This window comes from Salipiger marinus, from assembly GCF_900100085.1.
Classification (GTDB): Bacteria; Pseudomonadota; Alphaproteobacteria; order Rhodobacterales; family Rhodobacteraceae; genus Salipiger; species Salipiger marinus.
This window is the reverse complement of record NZ_FNEJ01000015.1, coordinates 26,997-40,081: the sequence shown is the minus strand read 5'-3', so window position 1 is coordinate 40,081 and position 13,085 is coordinate 26,997. Positions and strand designations below refer to the sequence as shown.

Here is a 13,085-nt window from a genome sequence, read left to right as displayed (position 1 = left end):
GGGTGGAGGTGGCAACCCCCTGCCCCGCGCCCTCCGGCTATTCGGCGGCCTGCCTCTGGCGCAGGCTGTTCAGCAGCGCCGCCAGTTCCGGACGGCAGGATCCGCAATTGCTGCCCGCCTGCAGCGCCGCGCCGATGGCATCGACATCCATCAGCTGCTGCGCCTCTATGGCGTGGACCAGCGTGTTGACCCCGACGTTGAAACAGGCGCAGAGCACCGGGCCGGGATCGGGCTGATCCGCCGGGGGGCGCCCGGCCAGCGCCTGCCGCGCTTCGGTGCCGGGCAGCGTGGCCAGATGGTCGCGCAGCAGCGCCACGGGTTCGCGCGCCACGTACAGCGCCCCCAGCAGCCGCCCCTCGTGATAGAGCGCGACCCGCGCCCGGCCCCGTGCGGCATCAAGGATCGACAGCGCCTCTGCCTCGGGCGCGCGCAGCAGGCGCCGCGCCTCCTCCACCCAGTCGCCCGGCTCGGTCTGCCCGGCCAGTTCGGCGCGGTAGCCCGCCGTCGTACGCGCCAGCGCCCAATACGCGCTGTCAAACGCCGGCGCGGTGACTGAGACGGCAAAGCCATACCACGCCGCATCGAACCGGCGCAGCGCCACCCGCGCCGCCTTGCTTTCGGGCTGGCCCGATACCGGATCCGTCACCGGCGGCACCAGCGCGTCGATCCGGGCCGAGGGCGCGGTCTCTCCGGTCCAGTGGATCGGCGCGAAGACCTGCCCGCGCGCCTGTACGGGGGTCAGGCGCGCGCGCAGGATGGCGCGGCCCGTGGGGTTCTGCACCTGCACCAGATCGGCGGGGGCGATGCCCAGATCACCGGCATCGGCGGGGTGAATGTCCAGAAACGGCTCCGCCAGATGCGCCGACAGGCGCGGGCTGAGCCCGGTGCGGGTCATGGTGTGCCACTGGTCGCGGATGCGCCCGGTGTTGAGCGTGAAGGGATGGCGCGCGCCCCCGGCGGTGACGGGCGGACGGTGGCGCAGCGCCAGCAGCCGCGCCTTGCCATCCGGGTGATAGAACCGCCCGTCGCCAAAGAACCGCCCGCCCTGCCGCGTGGCACTGACCGGCCAGCGGGTCGGAGGCAGGGCGGCATAACCCGCCGCATCCAGCCCCGCCAGCGCGGAGATGTCGAAATCCCGCCCGAAGCCGCCCGCGATCCCCGACAGGGCGGCATGTTCGCGGAAGATCTCGGCGGGGCTGGCATAGTCGAAGGCCCGCGCCCAGCCCATGCGGCGGCCCAGTTCGGCAAGGATGTCCCAGTCGGGCCGTGCGGCACCGGGGGCGGGCAGGGCCGCGCGCTGGCGGCTGATGGTGCGGTCGGAATTGGTGACGGTGCCGTCCTTTTCGCCCCATGCGGTGGCGGGCAGCAGCACATGCGCCAGCCGGGCGGTATCGGTGGCGGCGGTGATGTCGCTGACCACCACAAAGGGACAGGCGGCGATGGCATCCCGCACCTGATCCGCCTGCGGCAGGGTCACGGCGGGGTTGGTGTGGATGACCCACAGCGCGCGGATGCGCCCGTCCGCCACGGCGCGGAACATGTCCACCGCCTTCAGCCCCGGCGCCTGCGGCAGCGCAGGCGCCTGCCAGAACCCCTGCACCGCCGCGCGGTGACCGGGATTGTCCAGATCCAGATGGGCGGCCAGCATGTTGGCAAGCCCGCCCACCTCGCGCCCGCCCATGGCATTGGGCTGGCCGGTGACGGAAAACGGCCCCATGCCCGGCCTGCCGATCCGCCCGGTGGCCAGATGGCAGTTCAGGATCGCGTTCACCTTGTCGCTGCCGCTGCTGGACTGGTTCACGCCCTGACTGAACACCGTCACCACCCGCGTCGTGCCGATCCACATCCGGCAGAACGCCGCCAGATCACCGGGATCCAGCCCGGTCAGGCCCGGATCCTCGGCCCGGGCGGCGGCAAGGGCAGCCTCGATCCCTTCGGTGCGGGTCAGGAAATCGGGATCCACCGCTCCGGCCCGGTCGATCTCGGCCAGCAGGTGGTTGAACAGCGCCACATCGCTGCCGGGGGCCAGCGGCAGGTGCAGGTCGGCTCCGTCGCAGCTGGCGGTGCGGCGCGGATCGATGACCACGATCTGTGTGCCCCGCGCCTTGCGTGCGGCCAGCAGCCGCTGGTGCAGCACCGGATGGCACCATGCAAGGTTGCTGCCCACCAGCACCACCAGATCGGCCTCTTCCAGATCGTCATAGGTGCCGGGCACGGTGTCGCTGCCGAAGGCGCGGCGGTGCCCCGCCACGGTGGAGGCCATGCAGAGCCGCGAATTGGTGTCGATATTGGCCGAACCGATGAAGCCCTTCATCAGCTTGTTGGCGACGTAATAATCCTCGGTCAGCAGCTGGCCGGAGACGTAGAAGGCGACACTGTCGGGGCCATGCGTGGCGATGGTGTCGCGGAACCGCGCCGCCACATGATCCAGCGCCGTGTCCCAGTCGGTGTCGCGGCCCAAGACGCGCGGCGTCAGCAGACGCCCCTCCAGCCCCACGGTTTCGCCAAGCGCGGATCCCTTGGAACAGAGCCTGCCGCGATTGGCGGGATGCGCGGGATCGCCGCGCACCGCCAGCCCGCCCCCGCCATCGGGCTGCAGCAGCACGCCGCAGCCCACGCCGCAATAAGGACAGGTGGAGCGGATTTCGGGCGCGGCTGTCATGCGGCGGACCGTTTGGCCAGCAGCCGGCCGTCCAGCAGCACCCGCCCCGCCACAAGGCGCACGGCATAGGTGACAAGCCGCGCGTCTTCGCCCAAGGCCGCGCCGCTTTCCAGATCGAAAACCCAGCTGTGCAGCGGGCAGGTGACGCGGCGGCCATGCACGATGCCTTCGGACAGCGGGCCGCCCCGGTGCGGGCAGGCATCGGCGGTGGCGAACACCTCCTCGGGGCCGGTGCGGAACAGCGCCACGCAGCCCGCCTGCGTCTTGACCACCCGCGCGCCGCGTTCGGGGATGTCCTCCAGCGCACCAATGTCGATCCAGTCCATGAGGCCCTCCTGTTCCGGGGTCAGCTTGGGGGTCAGCACTGCGGCGCCGGTCATTCCGCCGCCTCCCGCGTCAGATCGGCAAGCGGCGCATAGGCGCGGCCCCGGTCGGCATGTTCGGCCCAAGGATCCTTGCGATAGATGCTCTGCGACAGTTCGAACGCCTCGATCAGGCGGCGGCGTTCGGCGGGGTCGTCCACCACCCGCGCCTTGACCCAGTCGAGCCCGACCTTCGCCACCCATTTATAGGGCCGGTCGAGATATCGGGCGTTTTCGCGGTAAAGCTGGATGAAGGCCACGGTCAGATCCATCGCCTCCTGTTCGGTGGCCACATCCGCCAGACGTTCGGTTTCCTTCAGATCCATGCCCGCCGCTCCGGCCACGCCGATCTGGTAGCCGCTGTCGACGCAGATGATGCCCACATCCTTGCAGGTGGCCTCCGCGCAGTTGCGCGGGCAGCCCGACACCGCCAGCTTGACCTTGTGCGGCGTCCACGATCCCCACAGCGTCTGTTCCAGCTTGATGCCGAGCCCGGTGCTGTCCTGCGTGCCGAACCGGCAGTGATCGGTGCCGACACAGGTTTTGACGGTGCGCAGGCCCTTGGAATAGGCATGCCCCGACACCAGCCCGGCCCGGTTCAGATCCGACCAGATGCCCGGCAGATCCTCGCCCTTGATGCCCAGCAGGTCGATCCGCTGCCCGCCGGTGACCTTGACGGTCTGGGCGCCGTATTTTTCCGCCGCATCGGCGATGGCGCGCAGTTCCACCGGGTTGGTGATGCCGCCCCACATGCGCGGCACCACGGAAAACGTGCCGTCCTTCTGGATGTTGGCGTGCTTGCGTTCGTTGACAAAGCGGCTTTGCGGATCGTCCAGATATTCCAGCGGCCAGTCGGCCAGCAGATAGAAATTCACCGCCGGACGGCAGACATGGCAGCCATTGGGGGTGGTCCAGCCCAGTTCCTGCCAGACGGCGGGCTGGCTTTTCAGCGCCTTGGCCTTGATGAGCCGCCGCACGTCTTCATGCGTAAGCTCGGTGCAGGTGCAGACGGGCCGCGCGGCGGGCGCGCTGTAACCCTCGCCCAGCGTCACCTGCAGCAGCTGCTCCACCAGCCCCGTGCATGTCCCGCAGGAGGCGCTGGCCTTGGTGACGGCGCGCAGCCCACCCAGATCCTGCGCCCCGCCCTCGATCGCCTGAACGATGGTGCCCTTGCAGACGCCGTTGCAGCCACAGATTTCCGCCTCAGGCGGCAAGGCTGCAACGGCCGACAAAGGGTCCGCGGCGGATCCTCCCTGAAAGCCGGGGCCAAAGATCAGCGTGTCGCGCATCGCGTCGATTTCGGTGCCGTCCTTGATGAGGCCGAAGAACCACGCGCCATCGGCGGTGTCGCCATACATCACCGCACCCACCAGCCGGTCGCCTTCGATGACCAGCCGCTTGTAGATGCCGCGCGCGGGATCGCGGTAGACGATGTCCTCGCGGCCCGGCCCTGCGGCAAAATCCCCCGCCGAAAACAGATCGCAGCCCGTCACCTTCAGCTTGGTCGCGGTGTCGCGCAGCACAAAGGCATCGGGCCGCCCCAGCAGGGTCTGCGCCGCCACCTTGGCCTGATCGTAAAGCGGCGCCACCAGCCCGAAGAGCTGCCCGGAAAATTCCACGCATTCGCCCACGGCCAGAATGGCGGGATCCGAGGTGACCATCTGCACGTCCACCTCGATGCCGCGCGCCACCTGCAGGCCCGCATCGGTGGCCAGCCGGGTTTCGGGACGGATGCCGACCGCCATCACCACCAGATCGGCGGGCAGCAGGTCGCCGTTTTCCAGCAGCACGGCCTCGGCGCGGTCCTCGCCCAGAATGGCCTTGGTCGAGGCCTGCGTGCGCACGGTGATGCCGCGCGCCTCCAGATCGCGGCGCAGCAGATAGCCCGCCGCCTCGTCCAGCTGGCGTTCCATCAGATGGCCCATCAGATGCACCACGGTCACCGCCATGCCGCGCCCGGCCAGCCCCGCCGCCGCCTCCAGCCCCAGCAGGCCGCCGCCGATCACCACGGCGGATCCGCCGCGCCCCGCCGCGTCGATCATCGCTTCGGTGTCGTCAAGGTCGCGATAGGTGACGACGCCCGGAAGCTCACGCCCGGGCACCGGGATGACGAAGGGCGCCGATCCGGTGGCGATCAGCAGATGGTCATAGGCCACCTCGCCGCCCTGCCCCACCACAACCTTGGCCTCGCGGTCAATGCGGGTGACGTGTTCGCCAAAGCGGCAGGTGATGCCGCGCGCGGCATACCACGCCGCGTCATGGGTGACGATGTCCTCATAGGTCTTGTCGCCCGACAGCACCGAGGACAGCATGATGCGGTTGTAATTGCCCCGGCTTTCGCCATTGAACAGGGTGATGTCAAAGGCATCGGGGGCGGTTTCGGTCAGCTGTTCCAGCACCCGGCCCGAGGCCATGCCGGCGCCGATCACGACGAGTTTCTGTTTCATGGGGGTCACTCCGCGGCGAGGGCTTGCGGTTTTGCCGTCCGGGGCGCGGGTTTTGCGCCATGCTCGTAGTCCTCAAGGAAATCGAGCACCTCCTGCCGGTAGGCGTAATAATCGGGGTGTTCCAGCAGCGCCTTGCGGGAGCGCGGGCGCGGCAGATCCACCTTGGTGATGCGGCCGATGGTGGCCTGCGGGCCGTTGGTCATCATCACCACCCGGTCGGCCAGCAGGATCGCCTCGTCCACGTCATGGGTGACGCAGATCGCGGTGACGCCGGTCTGCTGCCAGACCTCCATCAGCACGTCCTGCAATTCCCAGCGGGTCAGGCTGTCCAGCATCCCGAAGGGTTCATCCAGCAGCAGCAGCTTGGGCGACAGCGCGAAGGCCCGCGCGATGCCCACACGCTGCTGCATGCCGTTCGACAGGGTGCTGGCGGGGCGGGACATCGCATCGCCCAGCCCCACCCGTTCAAGGTAATAGTCCACCACATCCTGCCGTTCGGCGCGGCTGGCGCGGGGATAGACCTTGTCGACGCCGATGGCGACGTTTTCGCGCGCGGTCAGCCACGGGAACAGGTTCGGCGACTGGAATACCACGGCGCGTTCCGGATCGGCCCCCATCACATGGCGCCCGTCCAGCTTGATCGCGCCCTTGGAGATGCCGTTCAGCCCCGCCGCCATGGTCAGCACGGTGGATTTGCCGCAGCCGGAATGGCCGATCAGGCTGATGAATTCGCCCCGGTCGATCTTGAGGTCGAAATCCTCCACCACGGTCAGCGGCCCCTTGGGCGTGGCATAGACCTTGTGCAGCTGGCTGAAATCCAGAAACCGCTCGGCGATCAGCCCGTCCTGCGCCTGACGCAGGGCGGCGGGCAGGGCATGGATCGGCGTCACGTCGGGCAGATGCCGGGTCTGGTCCCGGCGCTGTTGGATCCCCACATCCATCAGATATTTGGTGACGGCGCCGCGCAGCTTCTTGAAGGTCTCGTCATGGTTCATGGCGCCACGGTCGCGCGGGCGGGGGATGGTCACGCGGAATTCCGCCCCCAGCGTGCCGTCGGGATTGAGCGCGATGATGCGGTCGGCCAGCACCAGCGCCTCGTCCACGTCATTGGTGATCAGCACGCAGGTCTTGCGCTCCGCCTGCCACAGCCGTTCGATCTCTGTGGCCAGATTGGCGCGGGTCAGCGCGTCCAGCGCCGACAGCGGCTCGTCCAGCAGCAGCACCTCCGGCGACATGGCAAGGGCGCGCGCCACGTTCACCCGCTGCCGCATCCCCCCCGACAGTTCCGCCGGGCGGCGATGCGCGGCATGGGCCAGCCCCACCATCTGCACGTAATGAGCCACCTTCGCGGCCTTCTCGGCGCGGGACAGGCGCGGAAACACCGCCTCCACCGCCAGCCGCACATTCCCCGTCACGGTCAGCCACGGCATCAGCGCGTAGCTCTGGAAGATCACGCCGCGCTCCGGCCCCGGTCCGGTGACGGGGGCGCCGCGAAAGCTGACGGTGCCGCTGTCGGGGCGATCAAGCCCCGCCATCAGGTTGATCAGCGTGGTCTTGCCCGTGCCGGAAAAGCCAAGGATGACGACAAACTCCCCCTTCGCCACGGTCAGGTCGATGTTGCGCAGCACCTCCCGGCGATGGGTGCCGGTGCCGAAGCTCTTGCAGACATTGTCAAAGGTCAGGACGGACATGGCGCTCACCGGTTGTTCGAGAAGGTGAAAAGCTGCTGCAGCGCGAACATCACCCGATCAAGCAGGAAGCCGATGAGGCCGATGGTCAGCACCGCCACCATGATCCGCGCGAGGCTGGAGGAGGATCCGTTCTGGAACTCGTCCCAGACAAATTTGCCCAGCCCCGGATTCTGCGCCAGCATCTCCGCCGCGATCAGCACCATCCAGCCCACGCCAAGGCTCAGCCGCAGCCCGGTAAAGATCAGCGGCAGCGCCGAGGGCAGCACCAGCCGGGTGATCTTGGCCCATGTGGACATCTTCAGCACCTTGGACACCGCCACCAGATCCCGGTCGATGGAGGCGACGCCAAGCGCCGTGTTGATCAGCGTCGGCCACAGCGAACAGAGCGTCACGGTGATGGCCGAGATCAGAAAGGACTTCGACAGCCAGCCATCCTGCGTGGCATAGACCGCCGAGACCACCATGGTCACGATGGGCAGCCATGCCAGCGGCGAGACCGGCTTGAAGATCTGGATCAGCGGGTTCAGCGCGGCATTGGCGGTGGGGGACAGCCCGGCAAGGATGCCCAAGGGCACCGCCACCAGCGTCGCCACCACGAAGCCGAAGAACACCGTGCGGATCGAGGTGCCGATCTGGTCGTAATAGCTGGGCGCGCCGGTATAGGCGATCTGCTTGACCTCCTCGGGGCGGCCCGCCTCGATCAGCTTCTGGTTGCGGGCCTCCACCATGGTTTCGAACTTGGCCTGCTGCGCCGCCTTGGCCTGCGCATCCTGATGCAGCACTTGCGCCTCGGCCCAGACCTGCGCCGGACCGGGCACCGCCCCCAGCGAGGTCTGCACCTTGGGCGCCAGCACGCCCCATGCCAGCAGGAACAGGGCGATGGCCAGCAGCGGCACCAGCAGCAGCCGCCAGATCTCGGACAGCTGGCCGCGCGGGTTGTCGCCGGCTGCGGCGCGCAGCAGCGGGGTGATCCATGCCAGCCCCAGCACGCGGAACCAGCGGTCGGCGGTGGCGATGCGGGTGAAAAGCCGGGCGCGGCGGGCGTCGCGGGTGGCGGAGGGGGCGAAATTGGGGTCCACGGTGGTCATGGGGTGCCTTTCGTCAGGAGGAGGGGAAAGCGGCGCGGGGCGGGATCAGCCCTGCACCTCGTTGCCCACCACGACCTGCGCGCCCTTCAGCCCGATCGGCAGGCTGTCCAGATAGGCATTGGGCGCGCGGCCGTCATAGGGGATGGCGTCGATGATGTCGGCGGCAGGTGTCGGCGCCTTGTAGCCGTCGCTGTCCCACGGAAAGCCGTCCTCGGGGGCAAGCCCCTCGTCCACCAGCATCCGCGCGGCCTGCAGATAGATGTCGGGCCGGTAAACGCTTTCGGCGGTGTCATGATACCACTGGTCGGGCATCGCCTCGGCGATCTGGCCCCAGCGGCGCATCTGGGTCAGATACCAGATGGCATCCGAATAGAACGGATAGGTGGCGTTGTAGCGGAAGAACACGTTGAAATCGGGGATGTCGCGGCGGTCGCCTTTTTCGAATTCGAAAAAGCCGGTCATGGAATTGGCGATCACCTCGGCATCGGCGCCCACATATTCGGGCCGCGCCAGCATCTCCACCGCCTCGGCGCGGTTGGCATTGTCGTTCTCGTCCAGCCAGATCGCGGCGCGGATCAGCGCCTTGGTCAGGGCCAGCGTGGTGTTGGGATACGCTTCGGCAAACTCGGCGGTGATGCCGAAGACCTTTTCGGGGTTGTTCTTCCAGATCTGGGTGTCGGTGATGACCGGCACGCCGATGCCCTTGAACACCGCCTGCTGGTTCCACGGCTCGCCCACCGAATAGCCGTTGATGGTGCCTGCCTCCAGCGTGGCGGGCATCTGCGGCGGCGGCGTCACCGACAGCAGCACATCCGCCGCGATCTGGCCGGAGATGTTGTCGGGGCTGTAATAGCCGGGATTGAGCCCGCCCGCCGCCAGCCAGTAGCGCAGTTCGTAATTATGGGTGGAGACCGGAAACACCATGCCCATGTTGAAGGGCCGGCCTTCGGCGCGGAAGCCATCGACCACCGGCGCCAGCGCCTCGGCGCTGATCGGGTGCTGCGGACGGCCATCTGCCTGTTTCGGCACATGCGGCAGCATCTTTTCCCAGACCTCGTTCGACACGGTGATGCCGTTGCCGTTCAGGTCCATGGAAAACGGCGTGACGATATGCGCCTTGGTGCCAAAGCCGATGGTGGCGGCCAGCGGCTGACCGGCCAGCATATGCGCGCCGTCCAGCTGCCCGCCGATCACGCCATCCAGCAGCACCTTCCAGTTGGCCTGCGCCTGCAGCGTGACAAACAGCCCCTCGTCCAGGAAATAGCCTTTTTCATAGGCCACGGCGAGCGGGGCCATATCGGTCAGCTTGATGAAGCCGAAGGTCAGCTCATCCTTTTCCAGATCAAGCATCTGGGCCGTGGCGGGGCCCGCCAGCGCGCTGGTCGTGGCACATACGAGAAGCAGGGTCTTCATCATCTGTCCTTTCGAAACGGCCAAAGGGCCGGAAGGGGGGCGCAAAACGCAAAAAAGGCCGCTGCACATCCGACCGGGGGTCCGGCGGAGCGCGAGCGACCTTGCTCAGGTATCCCTGTCATCGGGAAAATTCGGCGCGGCCCACGCCATTGCAGGCCGCTGTCCTCATCATGCCGCAAAGCAGCGTCGGGCAAACAGGAAAGCGGCCCCTTGGCGGCCGTTTCCGGCAAAAACCCCGGCCTGCGCGGCGGGGCGCCCGGAAATTAGTCAGTCGATGCGGCTGGGGTCAAAAATGCGGCCATCAAAAAACGCGTCCTGCAGCAGGCTCAGCTGGCCCTTCTGCGACGCGATGGCGGTGGGATGGCGAATCGCGCCCTCCAGCTTTTCCGAAGCGCCGGGCAGATCGGCATCGGTTTCCGCCATATGCGCGCGGTAGAGATCGCTGCGGAACACCGCCGCCCCCAGATCGCGCGCAGCACCCCGCGGCAGGCCCTGCGCCAGCGCCAGCCGGTCGCCGATCCAGCGCGCCTGACTGCGCCACGGAAAGCTCGCCGCCCCCTGATGGAAGCCGACAAACCCCGCCACCTGCCGCTGCTCGGCCCGCCCCGAGATGATGAACCGCGCCGACAGCGCCCGGTCGATCACTTCGGCGGGCACGCCCAGCCAGTCGGGGCGCGACAGGATCTCGGCGGTGGTGGTGCGGCTTTCTGGATGGGACAGCCAGCGCCCGGCCTTCCACACCGCCCGCATCAGGCGGCCCAGCAGATGCGGTTCGGTCTCGGCCCAGTCGGTGCGCACCGCCAGCACCTTTTCCGGGGCAAAGGCCCAGATGGCGCGGCCCGGCAGCAGCAGCGCGCCCGCGCCCTGTTCCACCGCGACCGATCCCCACGGCTCGCCCACGCAGAACGCGTCCACATCGCCCTCGGCCAGCGCCTGCGCCATCAGCGGCGGCGGCACGGTGCGGATGTCGATGCCGCAGCCCGCCAGCGCCGTATGCTCGACCCAGTAGCGCAGCAGCTCCACATGCATGGAAAACGGAAAGGGCACGCCAAAGACGATGGGCCCCTCGGCCACCGCCGCCAGCGCCGCGGCCGCCGCCCGCGCATCGGCAAAATCGAAGCCGAAGCCCTGCGCCCGCAGCGCCTGTTCCAGCGCGCGGCCCACACCGATCACATTGCCATTGACCGACAGCACCGACACGGCGGAGACGGGGGTGCTGACCCCGCCCAGCCCCATGGCCATGGCCACCGGCACCGGCGACAGCAGATGCGCCGCATCCACCCGGCCAAAAGCCAGCATGTCGCGGACCGAGGACCACGAGGGCGCCGCCACCAGATCAAGCGCGATGCCCTCGGCCTCGGCAAAGCCCATCTCCTGCGCGATGATCAGCGGCGCCGCATCGACCAGCGGCATATAGGCGACCGGCAGCGGAACCGGTCTCATCGCAGCAGCCCCGAGGCGGTGACCAGCGCTTCGGCCACCTCGGCCACGCGGCGGCCCTGATCCATCGCGGTGCGGCGCAGCAGCGCATAGGCCGCATCCTCGTCGATGCCCTTGGCCTTCATCAGCAGCCCCTTGGCGCGGTCGATGACCTTGCGTTCCTCCAGCGCGCGGCGGGTTTCGGCCAGTTCGATGCGCATCTGCCGGAACATGCGGAAGCGCGCGATGGTCACCTCCAGCACCGGCAGCAGCCGTTCCGGTTTCAGCCCGTCCACCACATAGGCCGACACCCCCGCCTCGATCGCGGCCTGCGCCAGACCGCCCGCCGCGCGCGACACGAACATCGCCACGGGCCGCTCCAGCGGGCCGGAAGCCAGCGTCAGTTCCTCCAGCATGTCGCGGGTGGGGTTGTCGACATCGATCAGCACCACATCGGGCGCATGGGCCGCGATGCGCCGCGCCAGACCCGAGGTGGTGCCGATGACGAACAGATCGCAGTCGCAGCTGTCCTTCAGCGCGTCCACGATGGCGAGCGCCCGGTCCCGGTCTTCCTCGACCACCACAACTGTCAGCTTTGATGTCATGGCCGATCCATGGCGCGTGGGCCGCAGCTCCACAAGCGGCACCGGCCCGTCCTGCGCCGCGGCGCGGGCTGCGGGGCCCTGCCCCGGGCTGTGTGCCCAAAACTTGGGCGCTGGTCTGGCGCGCCCCGGCGGTTTACACCGGGCGGGACCGGATGCCGCAGCGATGCCGCATCCCCCAGCCAGATCAAGGACCGCCCATGACCGAAGACGATCTCAACACCCGTCACGCCGAAAAGATGCGCCGCATCAAGGCCGCGCGCGACCGCATGATGGAAACCAAGACAGAGGAGAAAGGTCTGATCATGGTGCATACCGGATCGGGCAAGGGCAAATCCTCCTCCGGCTTCGGGATGATCCTGCGCTGCATCGGCCACGGGATGCCCTGCGCGGTGGTGCAGTTCATCAAGGGCACATGGGTCACCGGCGAGGCCGAGATGCTGCGCAACCGCTTTGCCGGGGAATGCCGCTTCTTCGTCTCGGGCGAGGGTTTCACCTGGGACACGCAGGACCGCGAGCGCGACATCGCCGCCGCCCGGCGCGGCTGGGAGATCGCGCAGGAGCAGATCCTTGATCCCGAGATCCGCTTCGTGCTGCTGGACGAGATCAACATCGCGCTGCGCTACGACTATCTGGACATCGACGAGGTGGTGGATTTCCTGCTGACCCGCAAGCCGCAGATGACCCATGTCTGCCTGACCGGGCGCAACGCCAAGCCGGAACTGATCGAAGCCGCCGATCTGGTGACAGAGATGACGCTGCTCAAGCACCCGTTCCGCGACGGCATCAAGGCGCAGAAGGGCGTGGAATTCTGATCCCGGCGCTCAGGCCCCGGCGCTGCCGCGCTGGGGCACCGGGATGATCACCACCTCGCCGTTCTGGACATTGCGACGCGACACGAGGTGATCGGTGAAATGCCGCACCTCGGCCACCTGCCCTTTCAGGATCGACACTTCCAGACAGGTGTCATGGTCCAGATGCACATGCAGCGAGGAGACCGCCAGATCGGGATGGTCATGATGCGCCGAGGTCAGCTGCCGCGCCACCTCCCGCGCGCGGTGGTCATAGGTATAGACCAGCGCCGCGACGCAGGGCGCATCGGGGGCGGCCTCGGTGCGGGCGCGGGCCAGCCCGGCGCGGGCCATGTCGCGGATGGCCTCTGACCGGTTCTGGTAGCCGCGCGCGGCCATCAGCGCGTCAAGCTCCGCCATCAGATCATCGTCGAGCGTCACGGTCACGCGCTGCATGGTGCCTCCGGTCTGTGCCTGCGATCCGGGCAGCCCTGCTGCCGCCATCCGATTTTTGCCGCCCTCGCCCACGCGCCGCAAGCCCTGCCATTGCGGGGGGCAAAGATCAACGGTATGCGGATTTCGAAAATATGTCATACGAGGGGACAGGCAG

Annotated in this window: 10 protein-coding genes; 1 reads left to right on the top strand and 9 read right to left on the bottom strand. The window is 68.2% G+C overall.

Annotation, left to right across the window (positions count from 1 at the left end):
- Nucleotides 1–37: 37 nt before the first annotated feature.
- The 8 genes from BLR51_RS16895 to BLR51_RS16860 all read right to left on the bottom strand — a co-directional run bounded on the left by BLR51_RS16895 (nucleotide 38) and on the right by BLR51_RS16860 (nucleotide 11,687).
- Complete coding sequence (locus BLR51_RS16895; RefSeq protein WP_089849160.1) at nucleotides 38–2,662, bottom strand: nitrate reductase; 2,625 nt, start codon at nucleotides 2,660–2,662, stop codon at nucleotides 38–40.
- Complete coding sequence (nirD, locus tag BLR51_RS16890; protein WP_089849294.1) at nucleotides 2,659–2,988, bottom strand: nitrite reductase small subunit NirD; 330 nt, start codon at nucleotides 2,986–2,988, stop codon at nucleotides 2,659–2,661. The genes BLR51_RS16895 and nirD overlap by 4 nt, the downstream gene beginning before the upstream one ends.
- A 50-nt stretch (nucleotides 2,989–3,038) precedes the next feature.
- Entirely contained in the window at nucleotides 3,039–5,471 is a 2,433-nt protein-coding gene (nirB, locus tag BLR51_RS16885) for a nitrite reductase large subunit NirB (RefSeq protein ID WP_089849158.1), read from the bottom strand.
- 5 nt (nucleotides 5,472–5,476) lie between these two features.
- A complete protein-coding gene (locus BLR51_RS16880) occupies nucleotides 5,477–7,162 on the bottom strand; it encodes an ABC transporter ATP-binding protein (RefSeq protein WP_207543645.1) in 1,686 nt (561 codons plus the stop codon).
- 5 nt (nucleotides 7,163–7,167) lie between these two features.
- On the bottom strand, nucleotides 7,168–8,250 hold the full coding sequence (locus BLR51_RS16875) for an ABC transporter permease (RefSeq protein WP_089849154.1): 1,083 nt from the start codon (nucleotides 8,248–8,250) through the stop codon (nucleotides 7,168–7,170).
- Nucleotides 8,251–8,295: 45 nt separating this feature from the next.
- Nucleotides 8,296–9,663, bottom strand: a complete 1,368-nt coding sequence (locus BLR51_RS16870; RefSeq protein ID WP_089849292.1) for a CmpA/NrtA family ABC transporter substrate-binding protein — start codon at nucleotides 9,661–9,663, stop codon at nucleotides 8,296–8,298.
- Between the two features lie 267 nt (nucleotides 9,664–9,930).
- Nucleotides 9,931–11,106, bottom strand: a complete 1,176-nt coding sequence (locus BLR51_RS16865; RefSeq protein ID WP_089849152.1) for an ABC transporter substrate-binding protein — start codon at nucleotides 11,104–11,106, stop codon at nucleotides 9,931–9,933.
- The gene (locus tag BLR51_RS16860; protein ID WP_089849289.1) at nucleotides 11,103–11,687 is read right to left on the bottom strand and encodes an ANTAR domain-containing response regulator; all 585 of its coding nucleotides are present in this window, start codon (nucleotides 11,685–11,687) and stop codon (nucleotides 11,103–11,105) included. Before BLR51_RS16860 ends, BLR51_RS16865 begins: the two co-directional genes overlap by 4 nt.
- 197 nt (nucleotides 11,688–11,884) lie before the next feature.
- Here BLR51_RS16860 and cobO point away from each other — a divergent pair, with 197 nt between their 5' ends.
- A complete protein-coding gene (gene cobO, locus BLR51_RS16855) occupies nucleotides 11,885–12,499 on the top strand; it encodes a cob(I)yrinic acid a,c-diamide adenosyltransferase (protein WP_089849149.1) in 615 nt (204 codons plus the stop codon).
- 9 nt (nucleotides 12,500–12,508) lie between these two features.
- On the opposite strand, the gene nikR is transcribed toward cobO, so the two are convergent.
- Entirely contained in the window at nucleotides 12,509–12,931 is a 423-nt protein-coding gene (gene nikR / locus BLR51_RS16850) for a nickel-responsive transcriptional regulator NikR (protein WP_089849287.1), read from the bottom strand.
- Between the last annotated feature and the right edge of the window lie 154 nt (nucleotides 12,932–13,085).

Bases quoted from the DNA above. Each gene is read 5' to 3' on its own strand.
- BLR51_RS16895 (WP_089849160.1), bottom strand. From the start codon at position 2,662: ATGACAGCCGCGCCCGAAATCCGCTCCACCTGTCCTTATTGCGGCGTG.
- nirD (WP_089849294.1), bottom strand. From the start codon at position 2,988: ATGGACTGGATCGACATTGGTGCGCTGGAGGACATCCCCGAACGCGGC.
- nirB (WP_089849158.1), bottom strand. From the start codon at position 5,471: ATGAAACAGAAACTCGTCGTGATCGGCGCCGGCATGGCCTCGGGCCGG.
- BLR51_RS16880 (WP_207543645.1), bottom strand. From the start codon at position 7,162: ATGTCCGTCCTGACCTTTGACAATGTCTGCAAGAGCTTCGGCACCGGC.
- BLR51_RS16875 (WP_089849154.1), bottom strand. From the start codon at position 8,250: ATGACCACCGTGGACCCCAATTTCGCCCCCTCCGCCACCCGCGACGCC.
- BLR51_RS16870 (WP_089849292.1), bottom strand. From the start codon at position 9,663: ATGAAGACCCTGCTTCTCGTATGTGCCACGACCAGCGCGCTGGCGGGC.
- BLR51_RS16865 (WP_089849152.1), bottom strand. From the start codon at position 11,106: ATGAGACCGGTTCCGCTGCCGGTCGCCTATATGCCGCTGGTCGATGCG.
- BLR51_RS16860 (WP_089849289.1), bottom strand. From the start codon at position 11,687: ATGACATCAAAGCTGACAGTTGTGGTGGTCGAGGAAGACCGGGACCGG.
- cobO (WP_089849149.1), top strand. From the start codon at position 11,885: ATGACCGAAGACGATCTCAACACCCGTCACGCCGAAAAGATGCGCCGC.
- nikR (WP_089849287.1), bottom strand. From the start codon at position 12,931: ATGCAGCGCGTGACCGTGACGCTCGACGATGATCTGATGGCGGAGCTT.